The following is a 25390-nucleotide window of genomic DNA, read 5'->3' on the forward strand; positions in this document are numbered from 1 at the left end:
ATGCCGCGTTCACCGGGGGCCGAGGGCGCCCCGCCGCGGATCCCGCGCAGAACGGCTCTGCTGGGGGGAGCCGGGGTACTCGGGGCGGCGGTCCTGCTCCCCGGCTGCGCCGCGTCCGGTCCGCAGGCGGCGCCGGCGCTCCCGGAGGCCGCGGCCACGGGCGCCACCGCCGACGGCGGCGTGCTGCGCATGGCCCGGCCGCCGGCGTCGCAGGCCGAGACCCTGGACCCGGCCAGCTCCCTGTCGGCCTACGAGTACCTCGGCGCCCTGTACAGCCGGCTGGTCCGGATGGACGCGGAGGGGCAGACCGTGCCCGACCTGGCCACCGGGTGGGAGTCCGACGACGCCGGCCTGGTGTGGACCTTCCGGCTGCGCGACGGGGTCCGCTTCCACGACGGCCGCGGCTTCACCTCCGCGGACGCCGCCTACACGCTCCGCCGGATCGTCGACCCCGACCTCGCCTCGCCGCAGGGGACGGTCCTGGGCCCGCTGGTCGACCCGGGCCGGGTGCACACCCCCGAGCCGGGCGTGCTGGTGGTCGAGCTGACCACGCCCAACTTCGAGTTCCCGGCGCTGCTCACCAACTACCACTGCTACGTCGTCCCCGACGGGGACGGCGACACGATCGGCGCGACCGGCATCGGCACCGGGCCCTTCCGTCTCGACTCCTTCTCCCCCGGCGGCCGGGGCCGCATCGTCGCCCATGACGACCACTGGGAGGGGCGGCCCGTCCTGGACGCCATCGAGATGTTCTCGATGACCGACATCCAGGCGCGGACCAACGCGCTGCTGGCCGGCCAGGTCGACCTGATCTCGCAGACCAACCTGGACTTCGCCACCGCCCGCGTCGTCGAGGCCTCCGAGCGCGCGACCATCGCGCGCTCGGTCAACGCCCAGTGGTACGTGCTGCCGATGCTCACCACGGCCGAGCCGTTCACCGACGCGCGCGTGCGCCGGGCGATGAAGCTGGCCTACGACCCGCAGCACGTCATCGACGTGGCCCTGCAGGGCACCGGCGTGCCGGGCAACGACAACCCGGTCCCGCCCGACACGCCCTACTGGACCGACTACGCGGTCGAACGCGACCCGGACCGGGCCCGCGCCCTGCTCGCCGAGGCCGGGCACGAGGACCTGAGCCTGGAGCTCTACACCTCCGCCTACGACCCGGTGTTCACCCCGATGGCGCTCGCCTACCGCGACTCCGCGGCCGAGGCCGGGATCGACATCACCGTCCGCAACACCTCGGCGGACTCCTACTACACCCAGATCTGGATGCAGAAGCCGCTGATGGCGACGTACTGGTACACGGGGCGTCCGGCCGACCAGCTGCTCAACCAGGTCTTCCGCAGCGGTTCCTCCTACAACGAGACCGCCTGGTCCGACGGCGCCTTCGACGACCTGCTCGACGCCGCCCGCGCCACGGCCGACGAGGACCGCCGCCGCACCCTGTACCAGGACGCCCAGCGCATGGTCGTGGACGAGGGCGGCGCGATGACCCCGATGTTCGCCGACCGGCTGGTGGGCCTGTCCCGGGACGTCCTCAACTACCACGAGTCGGGTTTCGAGTTCGACTACCTCAACATCGGATTGAGGCCCTGATGATCGTCTACATCTCCAGGCGGCTGCTGTCCGCGGTCGTCACCGTGCTCCTGGCGTCGGTGATCGTGTTCGCCGCCGTGCAGCTGCTCCCGGGCGACGTGGCCACGCAGGTGCTCGGCCAGGACGCCACCCCCGACGCCGTGGCCGCGCTGCGCGAGCAGATGGGCCTGAACCGCCCGGCCGTCCTGCGGTTCCTCGACTGGATCACCGGTGCGGTGCGCGGCGACTTCGGGGTGTCCCTGGTCTCCGGCGAGCCCGTCTCCGCGACCCTGTGGCTGCACCTGCGCAACACCATGCTGATCGCGGTCGCCACCATCGCCGTCGCGGTCACCTCCTCGATCGTGCTGGGCGTCGTCGCCGGCCTGTACCGGGACCGCTGGCCGGACACGGTGGTCTCCACCCTGACGCTGATCGGGATGAGCGTGCCGGAGTTCGTCGTGGCGACCCTGCTCGTGCTGGCGCTGTCCATCACCGTGCCGGTCCTGCCCGCCGTGGTCCTGGACGAGGCGTCCGCGCCGGTCGCCGACCTGCTGCCCGCGGTCGTCCTGCCGACGATCGCGCTGTCGGTGGTGATGACCGCCTACATCGTGCGGATGACCAGGACCAGCGTCATCGACGTCATGGAGAGCGAGTTCGTGACCACCGCGCGGCTCAAGGGCCTCGGCACGGGCCGGGTCGTGGTGCGCCACGCCCTGCCCAGCGCGCTTCTGCCCACGCTGAACGTGATCGCGATGAACGTGGCGTGGCTGGTCGGCGGCGTGGCCGTGGTCGAGAACGTCTTCAACTACCCCGGCGTCGGCCGGATGCTGCTGGAGGCCGTGCACAACCGCGACCTGCCGGTCCTGCAGGCCATCGCCGTGGTCAGCGCGGCCGTGTACGTGCTGTGCAACCTCGCCGCCGACCTGGGGGCGATGGCGCTCAACCCGCGCCTGCGCACCGGAGAGAGGAGCGCCCGATGACCGGGTCCCCGCACGGGGCCTCCGGGCCCGCCGAGACGACCGGGTCAACCGGGTCAACCGGAACGGCCCGCACGACGCTGCGCTCACTGGCGCGGTCCACGCCCGCCGTGGTCGGCCTGTCCCTGGTCGCCCTGCACGTGCTGCTGGCGCTGCTCGCACCGCTGCTCACCTCCTACTCCCCCACCGCCAACGACCCCGGCAGCGCGCTGCTCGGCCCGGGCGCCGACCACTGGGCGGGCACCGATGCCTACGGCCGCGACGTGGTGAGCCGGGTGCTGTACGGCGGCCGCTACGCGCTGACGGTGTCCTTCGCCGCGACCGCCTGCGCGGTGGCGCTCGGCACCGTCGTGGGCTGCGCGGCCGCGCTCAAGGGCGGCCGGCTCGACGACGCGCTGATGCGCGTGCTGGACGCGATCCTGGCCATCCCGCCGATCCTGGCGCTGCTGGTCGTGGTGACCGTGCTGGGGACGGGCCCGGCGGTGATCGTCCTCGCCGTGACCGTGGTCTACGCGCCCCAGGTGGTGCGCGTGGTGCGCGCCGCGGCGCTGGGAGTGGCCCCGCTCGACTACGTGACCGCCGCGCGGGCGCGCGGTGAGCGCACCGTCTCCATCCTGGTCCGCGAGGTCCTGCCGAACATCGCCCACGTGGTGTCGGTGGAGTTCGCGATGCGGGCCTCGTGGGTCGTGCTGCTGATCAGCTCGCTGTCCTTCCTCGGGTTCGGCGCCAACCCGCCCACCCCGGACTGGGGGCTGATGGTCGCCGAGAACCGCACCGCCATGGTCGTGGTGCCGTGGGCGACGCTCGCCCCGATCATCGCCCTGGCGACCCTGGTCGTCGGGCTGAACCTGTCCGCCGACGGCCTGTCCCGGGCCTGGGGCGTCGACCGCGCGAAGGAGAGCTCATGAGCGGCACCGAGTCAGGCCCCCTGGTGCGGGTCGAGGGGCTGTCCGTGGCCTACCGTTCCGGCGGCGCCGACGTGACCGTGGCCCGCGAGGTGTCCTTCGAGGCGGCGGCAGGGGAGACGGTGGCCGTGGTCGGCGAGTCCGGCAGCGGCAAGTCCACCGTCGCCGGGGCCCTGCTCGGCCACCTGCGGCACGGCTCCCGGGTCACCGGCGGCCGGGTACTGGTCGACGGCAAGGACGTCCTGTCCCTGGACCGGCGGGGCCTGCGGGAGCTGCGCACCCGCGACATCGCGATGGTGGGGCAGAACGCGGGGCACGCGCTCACGCCGTCGATGCGCGTCGGCGCCCAGATCGGGGAGTCCCTGCTGTCACAGGGGCTGACGCGCGCGCAACGGCGCGAGCGGGTCCGCTCCCTGGTGGAGAAGGTCGGGCTGCCCGATCCCGGGGGGATCGTGCGCCGGTACCCGCACCAGCTCTCCGGCGGGCAGCAGCAGCGGGTGGCGATCGCCATGGCGCTGGCGGCACGGCCCAAGGTGCTGGTGCTGGACGAGCCCACGACCGCCCTGGACGTGGTCACCCAGGCGCGGATCCTGGACCTGGTGGCCGGGCTCGGCGAGGAGTTCGGCCTGACGTCGGTCCTGGTCAGCCATGACCTGGGGGTCGTCGCCCGGATGGCCGGCCGCGTCGTGGTCATGCGGGAGGGCGAGGTCGTGGAGGCGGCCGGGGCGGCCGAGCTGTTCGACGCTCCGCGGCACCCGTACACGCGCCGCCTGCTCGCGAGCGTGCCCAGGATCGGCGACCGGGGACTGGCCGAGGTCGCCGAGGACGGGACGCGGACCGTGCGCGAGCGCGTGCCGGTCCCCGACGACGCGCCCGAGGTGGTGTCCCTGCGTGACGTCACGATCGACTACGGCGCGCACCGGGCCGTCGACGGGGTCTCGCTCGGTCTGCGCCGGGGCGAGGTGCTGGCCCTGGTCGGGGAGTCGGGCAGCGGGAAGTCGACGCTGGCCTGGTCCCTGGCGGGCCTGCGCGCACCGTCCTCCGGAACCATGCGGCTGCTCGGCGCGGACACCGGGGGCGGGGACCGCCCCGGGGACGGAAACCAGGACGGCGACGGCGACCTGGCCGTGCGGGCGCGGCTGCGTCCGCCGGGCGTCCGCCGCCGCGTCCAGCTCGTGTTCCAGAACGCCGACACCTCCCTCAACCCGCGGCGGATCGTCCGCGAGGCCGTGCGCCGGCCGCTGCGGTTCTTCGGCCTGGCCGAGCGGTCCCGCGCCGACGACCGGGCGCGCGAGCTGATCGCGGACGTCGCCCTGGACCCGGCGCTGTCGGACCGGCTGCCCGGACAGCTCTCCGGCGGGCAGCGCCAGCGGGTCGGCATCGCCCGCGCCCTGGCCGGGGACCCGCGCGTGGTGGTCGCCGACGAGGTCACCACGGCGCTCGACGTGTCGGTCCAGGCGGCCGTGCTCGCGCTGCTGGACGACCTGCGCACCGAGCGGGACCTGGCGTTCGTGTTCATCAGCCACGACCTGGCGGTGGTGCGCGGGATCGCCGACCGGGTCGCGGTCATGCGCGACGGGCTGGTCGTGGAGGAGGGCCCGGTCGAAGCGGTCTTCTCCGGGCCCAACCACCCCTACACCCGGCGGCTGCTGGACGCGGTCCTGGAACCGCGGCCGGTCGGGGCGGGCGGCGGCACGACCGCGCAGGCGTCCGAGCCGGCCGGGGAGACGGCCGGGGACACGGCCGCCCTGCCCCGGGACCTGGCGGAGGTCCCCGACCCGGAGTGGATCGACCTGGGCGGCGGCCACCGGATCCGCCGGTGGGACGCCGACGGGACCGGCCCGCGGTCCTGACACACGGGTCCTGACACACGGTTCCTGGCACACGAACGGTCCCGTCACGCACGGGCCCACACGAGAGACGAACGGGGGAGCATGCGCTACCGAGAGGACTTCGCGCGCGAGGTCGAGGTCCGCGAGGACTGGATCCCGATGGCCGACGGCACGCGGCTGCACGCGCGCGTGTGGCTGCCGGCGGACGCCCTGGCGGACCCCGTCCCGGCGCTGCTGGAGTACCTGCCCTACCGCAAGGGCGACTGGACGTCGCCGCGCGACGCCCAGCGCCACCCCTACTACGCGGGCCACGGCTACGCGTCGGTGCGGGTGGACCTGCGGGGGTCCGGCGACTCCGAGGGCGTGATGCTCGACGAGTACGCCGAACAGGAGACCGCCGACGGGGTCGCGGTCGTGGAGTGGCTGGCCGCACAGCCCTGGTGCACCGGCCGGGTGGGGATGTTCGGCATCTCCTGGGGCGGGTTCAACTCGCTCCAGATCGCCGCCCGGCGCCCCGAGCCGCTCAAGGCGATCGTCACGGTGTGCTCGGCCGACGACCGCTACGACAACGACGTGCACTACATCGGCGGCTCGGTGCTGGGCATCGACATGGCCGGCTGGTCCGGCACGATGCTGGCGTTCACGTCGCGTCCGCCGGACCCGATCACGGTCGGCGACGCGTGGCTGCCGATGTGGAAGGAGCGCCTCGACGCGCTGGAGCCGTTCGTCCACACCTGGCTGGACCACCAGACCCGGGACGACTACTGGCGGCACGGCAGCGTGTGCGAGGACTACTCCGCGATCGACGCCGCGGTGCTGGCCGTCGGCGGCTGGGCCGACCCCTACCGGGACACCGTGCTGCGGCTGGTGGAGCACCTGCCCGGCCCGGTGCGCGGGCTGCTGGGGCCCTGGGCGCACCAGTACCCCGACATCGCGCGGCCGCCCGGCCCGCACATCGGCTTCCTCCAGGAGACCCTGCGCTGGTGGGACCACTGGCTCAAGGACGCGGACAACGGCGCCATGGACACCCCCCGGCTGCGCTCCTGGGTCCAGGAGCCGGTGCCGCCCGCGACCGCCTACACGGAGCGGCCCGGCCGCTGGGTCACCGACGACGCCTGGCCCTCCCCGGCGACCCGCTGGTCCGAACAGGCCCTCGGCGCGGCGGGCTGCGCGCCGGTGACGGTGCACAGCCCCCAGCACACGGGCGTGGACGCGGGCCGCTTCTTCCCCTACGGCAACGCCACCGACCTGCCCCCCGACCAGCGGGAGGAGGACGGCCGGTCGACCTGCTTCGACGGCGAGCCGCTGGCCGAGCGCGTCGAGGTCCTGGGCCGGGCGCGGGTGCGCCTGCGCCTGGACGCCGACAGGCCCCGGGGCACCGTGATCGTGCGCGTGTGCGACGTGGCCCCCGACGGGGCCTCGACCCTCGTCACCCGCGGCGTGCTGAACCTGGGCAGCCGGTACGGCCGGGACCGGTCGGTGCCGTGGGAGCCGGGAAACCCCGAGGACGTGGAGGTGGAGCTCACCGGGACGGGGTACGCCTTCCCCGCCGGGCACCGGATCCGCGTGGCGGTGTCGACCGCGTACTGGCCGTGGGTGTGGCCGCAGCCCGACGACCCGTCCCTGACCGTGTGGCCCGACCGGAGCGCGCTGCTGCTCCCGGTGCGGCCCGCGGGCACCGACGAGGGGCGCGCGCCGGTGGAGTTCGAGGAGCCGGAGCAGGCACCGCCGCTGGCGGTGGAGCTGGGCGCGTCGGAGCCCCGGCCCGAGCGCCTGGTGTCGCACGACGTCGGGACCGGCGAGTGGGTGCTCGACGTCGATCCCAACTACGGCGGGTCGCGCACCTACCCCAACGGTCTCGTGTACACGGAGAAGGCGCGGGAACGGTACCGGATCCGGGTCGACGACCCGTTGTCGGCCATGGCAGGATCCGAGTGGGAGATCACCATGCGCCGGGAGGACTGGGACGTTTCCGTGCGGACGTCGAGCGAGCTGACCGCCACCGCGGACCACTTCGTCGTGCACAGCACGGTGGAGGCCCGCTCCGGGGGCAAGGTCGTCGCCACCCGGCGCTGGGAGCGCGAGATCCCCAGGACCGCGGGATGACCGGCCCTGCCGAGGGGGCGCCGGCCGCCGGGACGGCGGGGGCCAGGCGCCGCGCGGTCGCACCGGACAAGCGCACCCGCCAGCCCACCGAGGTGCGGCGGCGGCTCATCCTGGAGGCCGTCGTGCCGCTGGTGATCGAGCACGGGGCGAGCCGGGTGGGCGTGCGCGACATCGCCCGCGCGGCGGGGGTGTCCGTGGGCACGGTCACGTACCACTTCGGCGGTGTGCGGGAGATCCTCAGCGAGGCGGTGTCGATCGAGATCGACGCCTACTACCGCCCGCTCGGCGAGCGGATGCTGGCGTGCCCCACCGCCGCGGAGGGGCTGACCACGCTCATCGAGGGCGTGTTCAGCGCGGAGACCGACCGGCACTGGCGGCTGTGGTTCGACAACTGGGCGGCCGACGCCAGCCTGGAGCCGGACTCGCGCCAGCACCGCCGGTACGAGGAGTGGTCGGACCGGGTGGCCGAGCTGATCGCCCGGGGCCGCGACCGGGGTGAGTTCCGCTGCCGCGACGTCGCCGAGACCACGACCCGCTTCAACGCCCTGGTCGACGGTCTGGCCCTGCGCCGCCTGCGCGGGGCTCCGCCGCTGAGCATCGAGCAGGCCCGCGCGCACCTGCGCCGGTTCCTGACCGGGGAGCTGGGCCTGGAACCCTCCCCGGCCTGAGCCGCACGGGACCGTTCCCTCCTCACTTCTCGGTGGGGAGGGAGCGGCCCCGGCGGCCTGCGCCGTCCGATCCGGTTCGCGGGGGACGTCGGCGGGCCGTATCCGGGCGGAACGGCCGGGGCCGGCGGAGTCGACCGCATCGTCCGCGATCCGCCGGGGCTTCGGTGGAGCACACGACGGAGGCCGGGGTCGGAGGACCTCGGATCAGGACAGGGTCGCGACCACCACCTGCAGGTCCCCGCACCGGGCGCGGAGGCGCGACCTGCCCTCGGCCTCGGCGTCCAGCACGCGCGGGATCAGCACCTGCCCGCCCTGGGCCGAACCGGCACCGGTACTCTCCTCACCGGATTCCCTGGAGACCAGGACCTGCTGCGGCCTGCGTCCCACGACGCGTCCACCCTCGTGGATCTCCAGCTCCGCCTGTTCCTGCTCGCCCGCCAGGGCCCGCCGGAAGCACGCGAGCGCCACCCCGTCCCGGGTTCCGTCGTAGACCCAGCGCGGCCCGAGGACGGAGTGCTCCAGGGTTCCGACGAGGTGCTCCTCGTGACCGGCAAGGGGCGCGCCCCTGTAGGTCAGCGGCACGTGGAGCAGGCGGTCCCCGCGCCGGACCAGGAACGCCTCCACCCCGACCTCGCCCTCCGGGTCGTCGAACCGGTACGCGCCCAGCACCTCGTCGGGCCCCTGCCCCGCCCACGGACGGCCGTCCAGCCAGGCCCCGATCAGGGCCGGTTTGCTCGGTGTGAGGGTCGCACTGTGAATGATCGCCATGGGCACCAGTATCCGCCAGCGGCTCCGCTGAAGCAGGTCCGGGGGCCGCCCGCGACGACACAGCCCCCGGCGGCCCTCACGCGGTGGCCGCCCTCCCGGCAGCGGTACCCGGGACAGCGGGCGCCCCGAGCGCGAGCAGCGCGGTGTCGTCGTCGAGCCCCTCACCGAAGCTCCAGAGCAGGTCGCTCAGGGCGTTGATCACCTTGGAGGGGCTGGAGGGGGCGTGTTCGGCGGCGAAGGCGAGCAGGCCGTCCTCGCCGTACAGGGTGTCGCGCCGGGGTCCCGTGCGGGCCTCGGTCAGGCCGTCGGTGTAGAGCAGGAGGGTGTCGCCGGGCGCCAGGACGGTCTCGGCCGTGGCGAATTCGGCGCCGGGAAGCACGCCGACGAGCATCCCTCCGGGGGTGTCCAGGAGGTCGGCCCGGCCGTCGGCGCGCAGGACCAGGGCCGGCGGGTGGCCGCCCGAGGCCAGGCGGACCCGGGCGGTCCCTCCGTCGCTGCCGGGTTCGAGGGTGCCGAGGACGACGGTGCAGTGGCGGGCCTCCTCGTCGTGGGCCTGGCCCTCCAGGAGGACGGTGTTCAGCGTGCCCAGGGCCTCGGCCGGCTCCGAGGTGTGCAGGGCGGCGGCGCGCAGGGCGTAGCGGGCCCGGGAGGTCAGGGTCGCGGCCTCGGGGCCCTTGCCGCGCACATCGCCGAGGAAGAAGACCCAGCGGGTGTCGTCCAGGCGGAGGAGGTCGTAGAAGTCGCCGCCCAGCTGGTCGGGAGAGGCCGGGTGGTAGTAGGAGGCCGCTTCCATGCCCGGCACGGCGGGCAGGCTGTCGGGCAGGAGGGCCTTCCGCAGGACCGTGAGCGCGTCCTTCAGGCGGGCCCGGTCGGTGTCGGCCCGCTCGCGCGCCCGGTCGGCCTCGGCATGGGCCCGTTCGGCCTCCCTGCGCCGGTGCAGCAGCTCTTCCTCGTAGGCGCGGCGTTCGGTGGCGTCGAAGACGTTGGTGTGGATCAGCAGCGGTTCGCCCGCGCTGTCGTGCTTGACGGCGGAGGAGACGAGCACGGGCAGGCGTGCGCCCCCGGCGACCCTCATCTCCAGGGCGATACCGCTGACCTGGCCCCGCATGTACAGCAGCGGCGCGAAGTGCGTCTCGTGGTAGAGCCTGCCGCCCACGGTGAGGAGGTCGCTGAAGCGCATCCGGTCCACCACGGCGTCGCGTTCCAGGCCGAGCCACTCCAGCAGCGTGGCGTTGATCCGGACGATCGTGCCGTCCATGAGCGTCGACAGGTACCCGCAGGGCGCGAACTCGTAGAGCTCCTCCTCCCCCTGCTTCAGCAGCGCGCCGACGGCCGTGTCGGGGCGGCCGCTCCTCTCGGACGGTTCGGCTTCCCCGGTCACGGCGTGCGCCGCAGGGTGTCCAGGAAGCCCAGGATCGCCTCCGCGGTGGCCTGCGGTGCGCTCAGCTGCGGGCAGTGGCCGGTGGCCTCCAGCGTGACCAGCCGGGAGGAGGGGATCGAGTCGTGGACGAAGGCGCCGACCCCGCGGGGCGCGATGAGGTCCTGGGAGCACTCCAGAACGAGGGTCGGGACCTCCACGCCCTTCAGGTCCGCGCGGTTGTCGGACAGGAAGGTGGTGCGGGCGAAGACCCGGGCGATGTCGGGGTCGGTGGCGCAGAAGCTGTCGGTCAGCTCCTGGCCCAGCTCGGGCCGTTCCGGGTTGCCCATGATCATCGGCGCCATGGCCGACGACCAGCCCAGGTAGTTGGACTCCAGGGAGTCCAGCAGTTCGTGGATGTCCTGTGTGCTGAAGCCGCCGCGGTAGTCCCCGTCGTCGATGTAGCGGGGCGAGGGGGTCACCATCACCAGGGCGCCGATGCGCTCCGGCACCGCCTGAGCGGCCAGAACGCCGACCATGGCGCTGACCGAGTGGCCCACGAACACGGCTCCTTCGAGGTCCAGCGCCCGGCTCAGCTCCACCACGTCCTGGGCGTAGCCCCCCAGCGAGGAGTACCTCTCCTCGCTCCAGGAGGCCAGGTCCGACCCGCCGGAGCCGACGTAGTCGAAGAGCACCACCCGGTACCGCTCAGCGAGGGCCGGCGCCACCAGGCGCCACAAGTTCTGGTCGCAGCCGAACCCGTGGGCGAGGACCACCGTGGGCCCCTCGTCCGTCCCGGTGATCGTCACGTTGTTCCTGCGGAGGACGTCCACCCCGGACACCCCTTCACCTGGTCCAGTCCACCGAAAAAGATATCTGATCCCATCAGACCATATTCGGTGGCAAACCTCGTGTTTCAGGCTCTTGGGGGTGAGCGGTTCCTCGGGTCGGCGCCGTATCCGGATTCGGTGTGCGCCCCGGTCGGCTTCGCTCATGGGCCGTTGTCCGTCCGGCGCTGCGGCACCCGCCGCCCGCGTCACCTCTGCCGACCGAGGAGGTCGCGACCACCGGCTTGTTCGGCGCAGGAGTCCGGGTACGGTTCTCGGCTTCCTGCGTGCCCTCTGTCCGTACTGCGCCCGAACCGGGCCGCTTCTGCGGTCATGGACCCGAGGCGTGGGACGGCGAGGCCCACTCCCCCATCCCGATCAGCACGGTGCCCACGACATGCCTTCCCCGAGGACAACAGAGCCGTCTTCAGGCCCTGGAGGAGTCACGGGATGATGGAACCACTCTTCGGGATCGCCGATGTTCTCTCCGACTTGGACGAGATCGTGAATATTTCCATGGAATTCGAGGACCGCTTTGAAAGACCACGCCTCCGCACTGACCGAACGCCTGATCCGTGCCGATTGGCACGGAGGCTTCAACCACACACGGTCCCGAGTCGCCCTGATGAAGGAGTATCTTCGGCGCGCGGCCCTGTGGTCGCACCAGCTCCGCGCCGAGCAATGGCCCTTTTTCGACGCGGCCGCACTGGCCAACCCGAATGTGCGCGCCGGCGAGGAACTCGTTTCCGAAATCATCGAGAAGGAGGAGATAATCCATCAGTTCCCCTTGGTCATGGACACCTGCGTCTGGGCGCTTCATTTCAGCGCACTGCGCGACTCGGGAGAAGCCCTGCCAGATTTGCCGGACATGTTCGATCCGCTGGTCATATTCTATGAACGCGGAGGAGGCTTCGGCATCGACACCACAGGAATGATTCAGGTAGACTACGCGGCCATGAAGCGAGGATCCCCCGCGAGCCATCGGGCCGACAAAGCAAAGACATCCATCGATGCAGAAGCATTGGATCTCTTGGACCGGTAGCCCCTGACACCCGACAGTTCCACCCGGGAAAAAACCCTGCATGATGGTTCCACCCGAGAGCACCGGCGGCCAGGACCCACCCGATGGCACGAAAAACGGTACCGGACCTCCGACGTCAGGGTCGAGTTCTGCGTCCGGGCATTCGGAGAACAGACCTGACTCCATCGACAGGAAACATCCCTTGCGGCTGCTTCTGAGAGAGTCCTCCTGGTCGAACCAAAGGTCGAAGGAACAAAATATGAACGTCGAAGGCACACAGGAGCACCTACAGAAGATCGGCACCGTTCTCTTCGGCTCGGCACCGGAGGGGTGGACGTCGGTCGAAGCCCGCATGTCAGCGGTCGGACACGTGGGCCAATGCCTGGTCTACGTTTCCCCAGGAGGCCGAGGCGAGACTCGAATCACCACGCCAGGCAAGATCTCGGGACACTTCATGCGTCTTCGGGAACTGATGTACCACGAAGGAAAGGGCGCATGGTACACAGCGACCTTCACTTTGGATAACAACGGTTCCTTCAATGTCGATTACGACTACAATGACGAACCGGATTTTCTCCCTCCCGAACCCGGCCCTCACGAATACCGACTCGACCACCAGCGTTTCCCCCGCGACGAGGAGCACATCCCTGAGTGGCTGCTTCAGAAACTCCGGGAAGCGGGGCAGGACCGAGAAACCCCCTGACGCATGGCGTGGTCGCCCTGCTCGAGAAGGCGCCCATGCTGCGCGGCATGACCAGGGCCCTGGTCCAGGGAGGGCCACCATGCCGACGGCGCGGTCGTCCGACCAGTCGGCAGATGGTCGGTCCGCTGTGAGCTTCCGGTGTGCCCTCCGCCGGCCCTGCGCGCGAACCGAGCTCTCTGCAGCAAACACCCTGTCAGCAGGTCCCTCTTCCGTCTGTATGGCAATGCGGGGACCGGGTGCCTTCGGTGGGTTGCCCGTGCAATGGCGAACGAAGGTGGTCGAGGCCTGAGTCCGACACTTGATCGGCCATGATCGCGCTGGAATGCCCATGCCTTCCGAAGCGCATGGGACCGACACAGTTGGGCCCAGGCCCACACCTCTCCTGTGCCCTGCCGAAGCAGTACTGGCCGGAATCGGCCACCGATCGTCCGCTTGACCTCTGAGGACGCGGAAACAGTGATGCACGGGGCGAAACCATGGCAATAGAGTCTGCATCGCCACCAGAAATACCACCCCGTCCCCACGCCCCGAGACAGAGGGGAGACCCCCATGTCAGCCTGGAACATCCAGACCGGAGAGGTTTTCGGCGTCCTCTCAGGCGTCTCCGGACACATAGGCGACGAAGAGGGCAGCCAAGGGCTCACCTCGCACTTGAATTCGATGGAAACGCATCTGAACGAGGCCAACAGCGCGGCCAACAGCGACCCGATCGGGGTAGCCCTCTCCGAGTTCGCCGAGCACTACTTCGACGAGGTCGGCGGCATGGTCGAAAAGAGCGCCAGTGCGGTCGGGGGCGCCAGCGATGCCACCTTGCACTATGTCAACGGCAACCTGCAGATGGCCGCGGACGCCCAGGCCAACGCGGGAGAGATCGCGTAGGGACGCTCCCTCCAGGGATCACGTCCACTCCATGAACGTGCCACCCGAACTCCCCGACGGAGGAAGGGACAGCCTCCACAGCGCCTTCCGGCCCCACGGCACTGCCGCAGGCACTCCTTCTCCGACGACCCGTACCAAGGTCACGAGACCCCTCCTCCGCGGACGCGACGTAAGACGACACACAGACCGGCCTCGCCCCAGCCACCGCTGAAGTGCACCCCCTACACGGATAGCGAATGCTCAGTGAGTGATGACCTGATCGACCCGGATGCGATCCCCGTCCCCATCGTGAACACCGTGCTGCTGGAGAGCGCGGCCGGCGGCCTCAGGACCGACGGCGAGAACATCGCCGAATCAGGACAGAGCATCAAAAGCTCATGGGCCGGGCTCCAGGCCGTCTACAGCGCACCCGAGGCCGAGACCCTGTACTTGGCGGTCGACCCCGTCGCCACCACGGGCGACTCGGTGGAAACCGACTTCGGCACGGCGGCCACCGCACTGGAGACCTTCGCCGAGAGGGCGTGTGAGCTGCGCTCCGAGTTGGTCCAGGCCCGCCAGGACGCCAGAGACCTGGTCGCGGAGATCCGGAGCGACGACGACTGGGACGACGGCGGCTTCTTCGGCGGCGAGAGCGACAAGGTCGAGGAGCACAACAACCTGCTCAACCACGTGAACTCGCTCCACCAGCAGTACCAGGAGGCCGAACGGGAGTGCGCCAACGCCATCACCGCACTGTTCGGCGGCACCACCTTCATCGCGAGCAACGCCGACGGAACCACCCAGCCCGACGCCGGCGAGGCCGTCTACGGCTTCGAGGAGGCGCCCGAGGACGTCGGGACCCCGTGGGGATCGCCTCAGGGCACCGACCACATGTGGTACGTGGACGCGATCCACGGGGGCGGGGACGTCCTCATGGGCAGCCTGGAGGACATGGGCGGCGCGGTCGGGATCCACGGTTCCGAGGGCTGGTTCACCGGAGGCTGGGGGGACAACTTCACCTCGTACTGGGGCGACTCGATCGCGGGCCTCGGAGCCATGACCGGCTTCTACAACCCCCAGACCGGTGAGATGGTGAACAGCCCCGGCGAGTGGTGGGACACCGCCAGGGGCGCCTGGGGCGACGCGATCCACGGTTTCTTCCCCTGGACCGAACTGGGAGAGCGTCCCGGCTACGTGTTCGGCACCGTTCTGACCAACATCGGCATGATCGCGGGTGGCGCGGCGTTGAGCGCCACAGGTGTCGGGGCAGTGGTCGGTGTGCCCATGATCGCCGCCCGGGTGTCGCGCATCCTGGGAGGCGCCGGAACCGGCGACGGCCCCATCAGCGGGGGCATCGACGCGGGCGGCTCCGAGGGTTCCGACGGCTCCTCCAACTCCGCGAACAACGGGTCCAGCCCCACTCTCCGGCCTGACGGCACCCACCCGGACGCGCCTACCGCACCGGACAACATCGAGCCCGACGGAAGCGGCGTCCCCGCAGGTCTCGGGGACATGCACGAGTCTCTGAGCGGCCTGGAGGCCCATCAGAACCAGGGGCCGCAATCGGACCCGGCCCCTGCACCGGGCAACAGCCCGGATCCGACGCCGGAACCCTCTGCACCACCCGCCGAGCCCGCCACCCCGGAGAGCAACCCCCCGGAACTCCCGGAGTCCGACAGGGACGGTGCCGGTTCTCAGGACACCGACACACCCGGTCAGCGAGCGGACGAGGATGCGCGGCGCGACCCGACGACCGCAGAGGTCGACGCGGCCTTCTCCGAGATCGCGCGGCGCAACGAGGACCTCGCCGATGACATGGACACCGCCGACGGAGGCCGGATGGCCGAACTCGACGGTGAGGCGCCCTGGACCATCGACGCCCTGGAGAACAGCGGCTCCGCCGGACGTGGGGACGGCCCGGGCGGCAACGAGAACTCCCGGGTCCCTGTCACCCCCGACGGCATGGAGATGCACGCCGACGGCACGATCAACAACAGCGCCGACGGCGACGGGCCCCGGCTCGACGAGGACAGCGACCCGGTCACCGTGCAGGGAACGGAGCCCCGGAACCCAGCCGAGCCAACCACCGGTGGGCCGACCTCCGGAGGCCCTGCGGAGCCACCGAGGGGGCCGAGCCTTCCCGAGGGTGGTGGACTACCGGAGCCCCCCGGCCCGGACGCCGACCCTCCACCCCGGCAAGAACGGCTGCTGGGTGACTTCGAGGACGCCGTCCCCCACGACGGACAGCTGCCGCGACCCGAGGACACAGCGCCGGCACGGTACAACCAACCGACGGTGGACGAATTGCGCGACCGTATCGGCGAGGGCTGGGAATTCTACGACAGCAAGGAACAAGCCATCGCGGAATACCTCCGTGAGCACGGCATCGAGGTACGGTCGGTGGATGTCGCCCGGTCAGACGGTGTGAAGTCACCCGACTCCGTGGTTGTCGGAAGGGACGTGACCATCGAGTTCAAGACTCCGGAGACGGCCTCCAAGAACGCGATCATCCAGAATCTTCGGAAGGGGCGCGAACAGTCGAGCCGCCTCGTCATCGACGTCCGTTCCGTCAACACACCGAAGGAAACTTCGATGTCGGCTCTCCGCGATTCGCTACGACGATACGGAGGCGATCTCGAAGAGGTCCTCATCATCGGAAACGACTACGTTATTTCATGGCCATGAGAGAGTTGATAGTATGGCATACTCAGAAACGATCATGATCTCCGCAACACCGGAAGAAGTCGTTTCCCTCATGCGCAGAATCGAGGCCTCCGTCTCCCCGGGCCGCAACACCGGCGTCACCGAGGCGCGAATCGACAATCTGGTGCTGGACATAGAGGAAATCGATATCTACCCAGGATTCTATACGGCCATGGATGTTTACGGAACTTCCCGGGAAAACGCAAAGGAAAACGCGCGTTCATTTTTCGGACGCCTCTCGGAAGCCACACCGTGGCGCCTGGCCTTGGGGTTCGACGAGAACGACGTGCCAATCATAGAACGCCCTACCACACCTTCGGGTGAGGAATAGAAAGACTTATAACTTCCCGACCGTTCCCCGGAAAAGCATGGCCCTGTTGACGAGGTCCCCGAAGGCCACCGCCACGTGGACGTGGGTGGTCGAGCACGATGAGGGTTCGAATGCACTGGAGGTGGGCTGCACTGCCGCGATGTCGATAGCACAGGTTCTCCAGGACAGCGATCTGCTGTACCTCGACAGTGTCGACGTGGACTGGTTCCAGTTCGGTACCGGCCACACCGGCTACCGATCCCGGATCCTTCACTGTCGAGAGCTCACCGCCACCGCTCTGGCAGACAGGGTTCGTGGCTCCCAACCCGTAAGCCGACCGGAGTCCCACCCGGAGACTCTGCTTCTTCTCGGCCCCGGAAACTGGATCGCGCCCAACGGAAGCAGGAGAGGCGAACCCGAACTCGTGAGTGTCTCCGTCGACGTCGCTACCGAGGACACCATGGTCGAACTGAGCGTTCACCACGACATCTGGGCGGAGAACGATTTCTTCGGACGCCCACATCCCGAGGTCCATGACGGCAATGCCCCCCGACTGGCGCAGGCTTTGAGAGCCCTCGAAACAAGGCTCGGGAGCGAGACCGAAAAGGGAGAACCCACCTATTTCGGCACGGCTTTCCACTACGGTGTGGCCGCACCGCGCGGCGGCTCGAAGATCACAGGACTCGACGTGACCGAGCGTCTCTGATCCGAGGAACCCCATGACACATGACGTGGTCGCCCTGCTCGAGAGGGCACCCACCCTGCGCGGCATGACCAGGGCCCTGGTCCAGGCGGGACCGGAGCTACAGGTCCGCGCCGTCGCCGGCGGCGCGGTCGTCCAGCTCCGCGACGGGTCGGGACGCATGGTCGCGGCCGTCCAAGCGGCACAGAGGCTCGCATCGTCCTTCGAGGCCGACCGCCTGCTCGCCGAAGGGATCGCCGACGACCTGCCCGCCCAGCCGTGGTGGGTGGAGGCACGCGGAGCCGAGACCGGCCCGGGAGGAGCGGACACGGCCAGGGCGGTCCGCGCCTTCGCCGATGCCCTCGTAGCGGAGTTCGGAGGCCTCGTCTGGGAGCCCGAGCGCCGACTCGACCGCGACGATCCCCTGCTGACCGGCGCCACCGACCACCCCGCGATCACTCGCGTCACGGACCGGGTGGCGCTGGCCGTCCAGGACCGCCCGGTGGTCCCGCTCTCCACATGGCTGGTGGACGCTGTCGCCGAGCACGCGAAGGAGGGCCGGGCGTTCCAGCTGGTGACCCCTTCGGGTTCGCGTATCACCCACGCGCTGCGTTCGGTCCTGGGCAACCCGATGGCCCGCTGGGTGGTCCGGGCACCGGACGGCCGGTACTACGACGGCTTCTCCGGGGTCCCCCTGGCCTGGAACGAGGAGGCCGGTTTCGTCCGCGACACGACCGCGGCCCCCGAGGACGTGCCGCATTCGGCCTTCCGGGGGGCGGAGGAGGACCAGGGGACCCAGATCCTCGTCGATCTGAAGGTCCTGAACCCCGCCGATGCCGGGCTCCGCCTGGGGAGGTCGGTGGAGTTCCTGTCCCAGACCCTGGCCGGCTCCGTACCGGCCCTGTGGGGAACCGGTGAGCCCGCGACCCTGGCGTGGGACACCGCGGACCTGACCGCGTTGGCCCGCGAACGCGCTCCAGAAAGTTCGTGGTTCCTCTTCACCGGCCCACCGGACGCCCTTCGCACCGCACCGGCCCGGCCGTTCTCCGGAACCCTGCTCGTCACCCGCGTGCCGGAAGGGGTGAAGGAGAGCATCACGCTCGCTGTCGGACACTCGCCGGGTGAGGAGCCCGACCTGTCGGTCCTGTCCGCTCTGGTCGAGGAGTTCACCTCACGAGGGGTCCTCCAGACGATCAGCGTGCACCGTCGCACCGGACGACCTGACCTGGGCTATGAGGCACGCCGTTCCGGCCCCTCCCTGCCGATCGGTCTGGGCATCGGCGTGGAGGGGGTGGCCTCGATCGGGTCGGAACGGGCACTGGCCGCCCCGGTGCCCGCGGTCCCGGTCGGGCCGCCCCTGACCCATGCGGTCTGGTACCGGATCGGTGACGGCACCGAAGCCGAATCCCAGGAGCACTTCCGAGTGCTCATGGCGCACCTCCACCCTGGTGGATTCCCCGCCGTCCAACAGCGGACCGGCGGCTGATCGCCGTTCCCGGGGTCCATGCACACAGCGGCCTCTGGGGGCCGGACCCGACCGCCGGTCCGCCACGACGCCTGGCCGGCGCCGATCCGATCACCGTGCGCCACTGCCTCTGAGGCCCCTCGTGCACCGCCGCGCCCGTGGGCGGGTCACATCACCCCGCAGAAGCTGGCACGGGACAACACACACCCCGGCGCCGACCCCGGCCTGTGCGAGCGCGCCGCGTCGCAGCCCCGTCCTCGAGCGGTCTCCATGCCGGTTACCGTCTGAGCATGGTGATCCCGAACGACGAAGAGATCCGTGCGCTGCACGAACGGTACGCGCCCACCCGGGAGGCGTTCGACCTCGTCCACACCCACTGCGAGATCGTCTGCGCCATCGCCGAGCAGCTCATCGACCGCTCGGACCTCGCGCTGGACCGCGACCTGGTGCGGGCCGGATGCCTGCTGCACGACATCGGGGTCTACCGCCTGTACGACTCCTCCGGCCGGCTCGACCACGCGCGCTACGTGAGCCACGGGGTGCTCGGCCACGAAATCCTCGCCCAGGAGGGGCTGCCCGAGGCGCTGTGCCGTTTCTGCTCGCACCACACCGGGGTGGGCCTGACCCGCGAGGACATCCGCGACCAGGGGCTGCCCGTCCCGGAGGCGGACTACCTGGCCGAGTCGGTCGAGGAGGAGCTGGTGATGTTCGCGGACAAGTTCCACAGCAAGCGGAACCCGCCGGTGTTCTTCTCCGCCGACTCCTACGCCGCGTCCGTCGCCCGCTTCGGCGAGGACAAGGTGACCCGCTTCAAGGAACTGCGGACACGTTTCGGCACACCCGACCTGGCGCCGCTCGTGGCGGCCCACGGCCACGCCCTGTTCTGACCCCCTGGCGCTGCGGTGGGCCGGGAACCACACGCAGCGGGGAAGGAGTGGCGTACACGGTGACGGCAGCGAGTGGCTGACAGCCGTGTTTCTCCTGGGAGTGGCACTGGCCACGGCCTTCACTCTCGCCAACACCGGCTTCCTCCTCGGCACGAGCACGGAGGAGGCCACTCCGGACGAACCCTTGGCGTGGATGACATCGTCAGTGCGACGCCCCTGTGTTCGCCGTTTCCCATCAGGTCGTCTGCAGAAGCAGGGCGGGAGCGGACCAGCCATACCTGACGGGACGAGAAGGGAGGAAATCCCTCACCGGAGCAGCCCGTCCTCCCTTTCCGCTGTCGGGCCCGGGTCCAGACCGAGTTCCCTGAGCCTGTCCTGAAATCTGCGGTCCGCAGCGGCGCTCCGCTCCCACAGTGCTCACCCCAGGCATGAACGGTGTGCACGAGCGCTTTCCGCCGGGTCCGGATCAGCTCCCTGGCCTGGGCGAGCAGAGACTCGTCCAGGCCCCGCGCAAGAAAGTCTCCAGAGCCGGCGCACCCACGCGCGCAAGAGCGGTCACCAGGGTTCCACCGACTCCCGCGTAGAAGTCGCCCACGAGCATGCCCAGGCGCAGGTCAGCCCGGCGGACGATGAGCTCGTTCACGGAACGGGGGGTGAAGAACTCTCCACCGGCCCTGCCCATACGCTCCCCGGCCAGGCTCCGAAAACGGTCGAAGACCTCCCCGATCCGCACCTCGTTCTTCCGCATCTCGCTCCGGGAGAGAAGGGCACGGACAGCCTGGCGACCTCGCCGAGTCGCGCCTCCGGAAAGTCCTCGAAGGGGGCGCTGTCGGGGAACAGCCCTTCGCTCCTCTGCTTCGTACGCCACTGCTACCACTCGCTCCGCAGAGTGGCCGCCGGCAAGGGGAACACACTGGCATTCTGCGCCGACTCCGCTCCGACGGTTTCGCAACGCCGCCGCGACCGGCGGTGGGTGGACACCTGTGGTCAGCGCTGACGGTGCGTGTCCGATCCGGCAGGCCTGCGGGCCACCCGGCCTCAGGGGGCGGAATCGGTCAGGTAGGCCTGCTGCAGCCGGGTCAGGGTGGTTTCGGCGAGCACGCCCTCGCCCAAGGGGAGGAATCCGCGCCGGACGATGAGCGGGTGGCGTGCGGGGGCGGGGCAGATGAACAACGACATGAACCGCATGAGTCGGACAAGGTTGGCGAAGTCACCGAGGAGGACGTACCCGGCGCACTTCCAGACCGCGGTCAGTGCGACCTCCGCCACGTGGTCCTGCACCTGCCCCCAGCCCGGAGGGGTCTCGCCATCGAGGAGGAGTTCCGCGGCGACCTGGGGGACCCGGTCCGAGTAACGCTGGACGGTATCTCCCGCACCTGAGAGCTGGACCAGGAGGGAGCACCAGAAGTGGCCGGGGAGAACCCTGTCCAGTTCTTTCAGGTCGGGCAGCTGTGCCGAGTGGCGACCAGCGTGGTCGCGCAGCTCCGGCAGGGCCTCCTCATGCAGCCCGCGGCCCAGACGGCGTCCCCGGGCAACGCGGGCGGGGTCGTGGGCGAGCCAGGTCAGCGCGTCGGCGACCGCGCTGTCGTTCGCGGCCTTCCTCATGCGCAGGGTCGGAGCCTTCAAGTGGTTCTGTTGCCGCTTACCGGTTCCGAGTGCCGAGAGCCATTCCAGGTCGGTGTGGCGACGGAACCGTTCGCGTTCGGGTTCAGGTGCTTCGGCGCGGTCGAAGTAGCCTGGCCAGCCGTGCAGGCTGCCGGCACAGCCGGCACACGCGCAGCCGGGGTTCTTGGCGTGCGCGCAGGAATGGTTGTGCGCCATGGGACCTCCGAGAGGGATGCCGACGAGGGACCCGGCGGGGAATGTCGGGACCCTCCGTTCTTCCTCTCATGGGAGGGGCGGTATCCGGTATCCGAGGGACGGCCACTGTGCTGTGACCGGGTGGTGACAGAGTCGTGTTGGTGCTCGGCGCACAGGTGACGGAATCGTGTGGGAACAGGCTGCTGCGAGGACAGGTAGGGGCCGAACCCGTACCCGTGCCAGTGCCTCCGTCGTATCCAACACGGAACAGTGCCGGGAATTCGTCGGGCAGTGCGTGTGGTCGGAGTCGAACGGACCCGCAGTCGCAGCCCGAACATCACCGGTAGGTGCAGGAGCTGACAAGCGCGGTCGCTCGGACCGTATGCGGCTTCGAGGCGGTCCACCGGCGCTCTTGCAGCTCAACCGCAGAAGTCAGGGCGGCACCTTCGCAAGTCTTCTCCGACGAACTGCTGCCGGGCTCCCGTTGGGCTCGTTCAACAGATGGCGGGTCTGCACCGTACCGGGCCTGGAGGTCGAACCGTTTTTCCTGTAGGTCCTCCGGGGCTTCCATGAGCATCCGGAGCCGTGGCCCGGACCCCGGTCACTCCACCGGGATGTTGTGGTTCAGGTGGAAGATGTTCTGCGGGTCGTACCGCCGTTTGAGCGCAACGAGCCGGTCCAGCTTCTCGGATCCGTAGACCGCCCGCGCCGCCTCGTGCCGGTCAGTCCCCTCGTCGCGGCCGAGGAAGTTCACGTACAGCCCGCCCGAGGAGAACGGCTCCATCTCATGGGCGAAACCGCGCACCCAGGCGGTGCGCGTCGCGTCGTCGGCCGGATCGGGCCAGGCCCCGTAGACGTTCAGCCAGAAGCGCGAGGTGCGTGCCGGGAACGGCGTCGCGTCCTCGGGAACTCGGGCGAACGCCCCACCCATGTGGTGGACGTCGATACCGGTACCCACCCAGCGCTGCTCGCGTGCCCGGTGCAGCAGGACCTCGATCACCGCGTCGTCCAATGTGTCGAACGAGGTGTTCTTCCAGTACCCGCGCAGTCCCTTGCGCCCCAGCACGTCCACCGCGGACTGCCAGGCCGTCCAGTCGGTCTCGGCCTCCTCCGCGTCGGGTGGGACGGCACGCCGCAGGTCCTCGAGGAGCCGCTCCCCGGTGGCACGGTCGTCGGGGTCCGACCAGAACGCGGACAGTAGGAGCAACGGCTCGTCGCCGGCCTCGAGTTCGGCCGGTGGAACGATGAACGTCATGATCGACTGCATCGGGTCCGGCAGGTCACGGGTCCACTCCTCCCACGCGCGCACGGCTTCGGGCCACCGCGGTTCGGCGTAGATGAAGTTGACCGCGCACAGCTCCGTCGGCAGGCGGTGGGCGCGGAAGGTGAACTGCGTGACCACGCCGAAGTTGCCTCCGCCTCCCCGCAGGCCCCACAGCAGTTCGGCGTTCTCGGTGTCGCTCGCGCGGACCCGGTCGCCTGTGGCCGTCACGAGGTCCGCGGCCAGAAGGTTGTCAGCGGAGAGGCCGTAGGAGCGGGTGAGCCAGCCGATCCCGCCGCCGAGCGTCAGGCCGCCGACACCAGTCCGCGAGACGACGCCGAGGGGTACCGCGAGCCCCTGGGGAGCTGTGGCGCTGTCGACGTCGCTGAGCGTGGCGCCGCCGCCGACCCGAACCCTCTGCGCGTCGTCGACTTCCACGGTTCTCAAGTCACCCAGGTCCACAACGATGCCACGGTCGACCGTGCCGTTCCCCGAGACCCCGTGGCCGCCGCCCCGTACAGCGAGTGGGAGGTCGTGGTCACGCGCGTAGGCGATCACCGCCGCGATGTCGTCCTCGTCCGCCACCCGCACCACCGCCGCGGGGTACTTGTCGATGATCCCGTTCCACACACTGCGGGCGAAGTCGTAGCCCTCGTCCCCAAGGGTGATCACAGGCCCCTTCACCCGAGACCTCAAGTCGATCGCGGCGGTCGGTGCCGCCGCCGTTCCATCGTCCATGGCGCACCTCGATCGCGACTGCTCCGCAGGGAGCAGATCAATCCTATCGCGCACCTTTGACCTGGCCCAATGCGTAATTTCCGCCCTAACGGGGTGTCTCTGGAGCTTCAGGTCGCCCCGCCTGCGTGCGCGCGTCCGCACGGTCTCCTGCCCCACACGACCACCTCCGAGCCGACGACGCCTCTCCGAGAGCGACCCTCTCGACCGGAGGCGAGGAACCGGTCACCTGTCGGCCGGAGCGGAGCAGTCCTCAGGGGGCCGCCCCACCGTCGTCAACCGTCACTTCCGTCACGGCCTTGTTGTCCCGATCAGGTCAGGCGATGCCCGCCTCGGCCGGGAAGGGGCTGGGCTTCCCTGATGCACGACACGTACGGGTGGTCGTGCGCACGGGTGCAGGCGACGAAGAGCAGGCACCGCTCGGCCATCAGGTCGGTCCGGTACTGCAGGGGGTCCACAGCTTCGGATGTGACCGCCTTTATGAAGGGCAAGGTTCCGTCGTTGATGTCGATGGCGGCGACACAGCGGAACGCCAGCCCCTTGAGTGAGTGCATACTCCCCGCCCTCACCCTCGGAATCCTCCTCACCGGCCTTGCGCAGTGCCCGCGCGGCGACGGCGATGGAGGCGGGTTCGATCCACTCGCGCACCCTGTCCACGAGCGCGTCGAACTCCCCGCCCGAGGCATCCGCGGCGTGCTCGGTGGGCCTGGGGGCGGACGGCGACCACCAGATCGACCGCCGTCACGCCCCCGGGCGGCGCGGCGGGGCTCACAAGTCGCGGTAGACCTCGCGGCGGTGCGCCACGGTCAGCACGAGCACCAGAAACCGGCCGTCGTGCACGGTGTACACCACCCGGTGGTCGCCCACCCGGACCCGCCAGAACGGGCGCCCCCGGCGAGGTCGTCCATCACGACCTTCTGTGCGCACAGGTGGCTGTCGGGGTGCGGGCGAGGTACACCTTGTCCATACCGCTCGCGCCGAGGCGGGCCAGGATACGGTGCGGGCCGATGTGGCGGGCGTTCCCGGAGCGAGAGGCTGCACGCGAGCGTTCCTCGCAGCGTCGGGGCGCGCGGGCGGGCGTGATTCCTTGGCCGGAATTGACACCGACGATCCAGGGTCCCAGGGCGATGGCCGGGAAGGAGCCCCTCCCCGAGCGTCGGACCGGGAGGGACGGTCGGAGCAGGGACCCGGCGAGGTGGTGGGCGAGGACGCCGGTCGCGGCGGCCGTGACCAGGGGGCTGTTCGGCGCAGGAGAAGCCGGACACCCGTGGTCATCGGTGCGGCCCCGGGCATCGCCCTGGCCTGGTCAGTGTCCTCCACCACTGGTTCGTGCCGTGTGCCCGTCGCACAGCGGGCACACGGCACTCCGGTGTCAGCTCCCCTCGAACCGCAGATCCGTTATCGCGGCCAGGTCGATGCCGTGCCGGGCGTAGACCTTGGTGGCGTTCTCCCCCGTCAGCTCCGCCTTGGTGTAGCCGAGCAGGGCGGCGACGCGCACCACCTCGGCACGGCTGTCCGCTTCGATTTCCAGGTAGGCGGGGATACGCGGCCAGGAGTCGATCTCCAACTGGGCCCCGTCCAGGGTGAAGCTTCGGCGGCGGTTCGCCTGGTAGGCCTTGGGGGTGTGGCCGAGCTTGCCCAGCAGGGCGTTGGCGGTCTCGAAGTCGCCGACCTCGGTCTCGGTCTCGCGGGTGCCGCCGATGGCGTCGGAGTCGATCTCCTTGACCGTGAGCGTGACCTGGCTTCCGGTGTCGCGCAGGCGCACCCACCGCGATGCGTCCCCGGGCTCGATGTCGTACACGTAGCGGCGCTGCAACACCTCGCCCAGGTCTTCCCCGCCTTTGTCGAGGATGCACTGGGCCGTCCGGCGCGGGTCGATGTCCAGGACCTTGGCCTCGTACTCGATCACGCTCATAGCGGCTCTCTCCTGCTCTTCCTCATCGATGG

Annotated in this window: 22 protein-coding genes and 1 pseudogene; 14 read left to right on the forward strand and 9 right to left on the reverse strand. The window is 70.4% G+C overall.

The window, feature by feature from the left end:
* The 6 genes from ACWGL3_RS00595 (at position 1) to ACWGL3_RS00620 (ending at position 8066) form a co-directional block, all read left to right on the forward strand.
* Entirely contained in the window at positions 1 to 1599 is a 1599-nt protein-coding gene (locus ACWGL3_RS00595; RefSeq protein WP_452460586.1) for an ABC transporter substrate-binding protein, read from the forward strand.
* On the forward strand, positions 1599 to 2558 hold the full coding sequence (locus tag ACWGL3_RS00600; RefSeq protein WP_267949303.1) for an ABC transporter permease: 960 nt from the start codon (positions 1599 to 1601) through the stop codon (positions 2556 to 2558). The genes ACWGL3_RS00595 and ACWGL3_RS00600 overlap by 1 nt, the downstream gene beginning before the upstream one ends.
* Complete coding sequence (locus tag ACWGL3_RS00605; RefSeq protein WP_452460587.1) at positions 2555 to 3463, forward strand: ABC transporter permease; 909 nt, start codon at positions 2555 to 2557, stop codon at positions 3461 to 3463. Before ACWGL3_RS00600 ends, ACWGL3_RS00605 begins: the two co-directional genes overlap by 4 nt.
* Positions 3460 to 5313, forward strand: coding sequence for a dipeptide ABC transporter ATP-binding protein (locus ACWGL3_RS00610; RefSeq protein WP_452460588.1), 1854 nt, complete (start codon positions 3460 to 3462; stop codon positions 5311 to 5313). Before ACWGL3_RS00605 ends, ACWGL3_RS00610 begins: the two co-directional genes overlap by 4 nt.
* 81 nt (positions 5314 to 5394) lie before the next feature.
* Complete coding sequence (locus ACWGL3_RS00615; protein ID WP_452460589.1) at positions 5395 to 7398, forward strand: CocE/NonD family hydrolase; 2004 nt, start codon at positions 5395 to 5397, stop codon at positions 7396 to 7398.
* The gene (locus tag ACWGL3_RS00620; RefSeq protein WP_267949299.1) at positions 7395 to 8066 is read left to right on the forward strand and encodes a TetR/AcrR family transcriptional regulator; all 672 of its coding nucleotides are present in this window, start codon (positions 7395 to 7397) and stop codon (positions 8064 to 8066) included. The genes ACWGL3_RS00615 and ACWGL3_RS00620 overlap by 4 nt, the downstream gene beginning before the upstream one ends.
* A 204-nt stretch (positions 8067 to 8270) precedes the next feature.
* On the opposite strand, the gene ACWGL3_RS00625 is transcribed toward ACWGL3_RS00620, so the two are convergent.
* From ACWGL3_RS00625 to ACWGL3_RS00635, 3 genes are all read right to left on the reverse strand, one after another.
* Positions 8271 to 8834, reverse strand: a complete 564-nt coding sequence (locus tag ACWGL3_RS00625; protein ID WP_452460590.1) for a CG0192-related protein — start codon at positions 8832 to 8834, stop codon at positions 8271 to 8273.
* A gap of 76 nt (positions 8835 to 8910) precedes the next feature.
* Complete coding sequence (locus ACWGL3_RS00630) at positions 8911 to 10215, reverse strand: PP2C family protein-serine/threonine phosphatase (protein WP_452460591.1); 1305 nt, start codon at positions 10213 to 10215, stop codon at positions 8911 to 8913.
* Positions 10212 to 11024, reverse strand: a complete 813-nt coding sequence (locus ACWGL3_RS00635) for an alpha/beta fold hydrolase (RefSeq protein WP_267949296.1) — start codon at positions 11022 to 11024, stop codon at positions 10212 to 10214. Before ACWGL3_RS00635 ends, ACWGL3_RS00630 begins: the two co-directional genes overlap by 4 nt.
* Before the next feature lie 529 nt (positions 11025 to 11553).
* Here ACWGL3_RS00635 and ACWGL3_RS00640 point away from each other — a divergent pair.
* The 8 genes from ACWGL3_RS00640 (at position 11554) to ACWGL3_RS00675 (ending at position 19647) form a co-directional block, all read left to right on the forward strand.
* Complete coding sequence (locus ACWGL3_RS00640) at positions 11554 to 12060, forward strand: hypothetical protein (protein WP_267949295.1); 507 nt, start codon at positions 11554 to 11556, stop codon at positions 12058 to 12060.
* Positions 12061 to 12298: 238 nt separating this feature from the next.
* Positions 12299 to 12742, forward strand: coding sequence for an immunity protein YezG family protein (locus ACWGL3_RS00645; protein WP_267949294.1), 444 nt, complete (start codon positions 12299 to 12301; stop codon positions 12740 to 12742).
* Between the two features lie 549 nt (positions 12743 to 13291).
* Positions 13292 to 13621, forward strand: coding sequence for a DUF6507 family protein (locus ACWGL3_RS00650; protein WP_267949293.1), 330 nt, complete (start codon positions 13292 to 13294; stop codon positions 13619 to 13621).
* Between the two features lie 243 nt (positions 13622 to 13864).
* Positions 13865 to 16285 (forward strand): CdiA C-terminal domain-containing protein, encoded by a 2421-nt coding sequence (locus tag ACWGL3_RS00655; protein ID WP_452460592.1) that lies wholly within the window; start codon positions 13865 to 13867, stop codon positions 16283 to 16285.
* Between the two features lie 13 nt (positions 16286 to 16298).
* Positions 16299 to 16634, forward strand: coding sequence for a hypothetical protein (locus tag ACWGL3_RS00660; RefSeq protein ID WP_452460593.1), 336 nt, complete (start codon positions 16299 to 16301; stop codon positions 16632 to 16634).
* 85 nt (positions 16635 to 16719) lie between these two features.
* Positions 16720 to 17319 carry a hypothetical protein gene (locus ACWGL3_RS00665; protein WP_452460594.1) on the forward strand — a complete coding sequence of 200 codons (600 nt, stop codon included), beginning with the start codon at positions 16720 to 16722 and terminating at the stop codon, positions 17317 to 17319.
* A gap of 13 nt (positions 17320 to 17332) precedes the next feature.
* Complete coding sequence (locus ACWGL3_RS00670; protein WP_452460595.1) at positions 17333 to 18781, forward strand: DUF6177 family protein; 1449 nt, start codon at positions 17333 to 17335, stop codon at positions 18779 to 18781.
* Positions 18782 to 19050: 269 nt separating this feature from the next.
* Positions 19051 to 19647: an HD domain-containing protein gene (locus tag ACWGL3_RS00675; RefSeq protein WP_267949289.1), complete on the forward strand. Its 597-nt coding sequence runs from the start codon at positions 19051 to 19053 to the stop codon at positions 19645 to 19647.
* A 466-nt stretch (positions 19648 to 20113) separates the two neighbouring features.
* Here the strand turns inward: ACWGL3_RS00675 and ACWGL3_RS00680 are convergent, their stop codons facing one another.
* The 6 genes and pseudogenes from ACWGL3_RS00680 to ACWGL3_RS00705 all read right to left on the reverse strand — a co-directional run bounded on the left by ACWGL3_RS00680 (position 20114) and on the right by ACWGL3_RS00705 (position 25358).
* The gene (locus ACWGL3_RS00680) at positions 20114 to 20395 is read right to left on the reverse strand and encodes an N-6 DNA methylase (RefSeq protein WP_452460596.1); all 282 of its coding nucleotides are present in this window, start codon (positions 20393 to 20395) and stop codon (positions 20114 to 20116) included.
* A 290-nt stretch (positions 20396 to 20685) separates the two neighbouring features.
* A complete protein-coding gene (locus ACWGL3_RS00685) occupies positions 20686 to 21468 on the reverse strand; it encodes a hypothetical protein (protein WP_267949288.1) in 783 nt (260 codons plus the stop codon).
* Between the two features lie 580 nt (positions 21469 to 22048).
* The gene (locus ACWGL3_RS00690; RefSeq protein WP_452460597.1) at positions 22049 to 23380 is read right to left on the reverse strand and encodes an FAD-binding oxidoreductase; all 1332 of its coding nucleotides are present in this window, start codon (positions 23378 to 23380) and stop codon (positions 22049 to 22051) included.
* 379 nt (positions 23381 to 23759) lie between these two features.
* Positions 23760 to 24154, reverse strand: a pseudogene (locus tag ACWGL3_RS00695) (3'-5' exonuclease); the annotation flags it as partial.
* 57 nt (positions 24155 to 24211) lie between these two features.
* Positions 24212 to 24736, reverse strand: coding sequence for a type II toxin-antitoxin system RelE/ParE family toxin (locus ACWGL3_RS00700; protein WP_452460613.1), 525 nt, complete (start codon positions 24734 to 24736; stop codon positions 24212 to 24214).
* 79 nt (positions 24737 to 24815) lie between these two features.
* The gene (locus tag ACWGL3_RS00705; RefSeq protein ID WP_452460598.1) at positions 24816 to 25358 is read right to left on the reverse strand and encodes a class IV adenylate cyclase; all 543 of its coding nucleotides are present in this window, start codon (positions 25356 to 25358) and stop codon (positions 24816 to 24818) included.
* Between the last annotated feature and the right edge of the window lie 32 nt (positions 25359 to 25390).

The sequence above is a fragment of the Nocardiopsis sp. NPDC055824 genome (assembly GCF_053616335.1).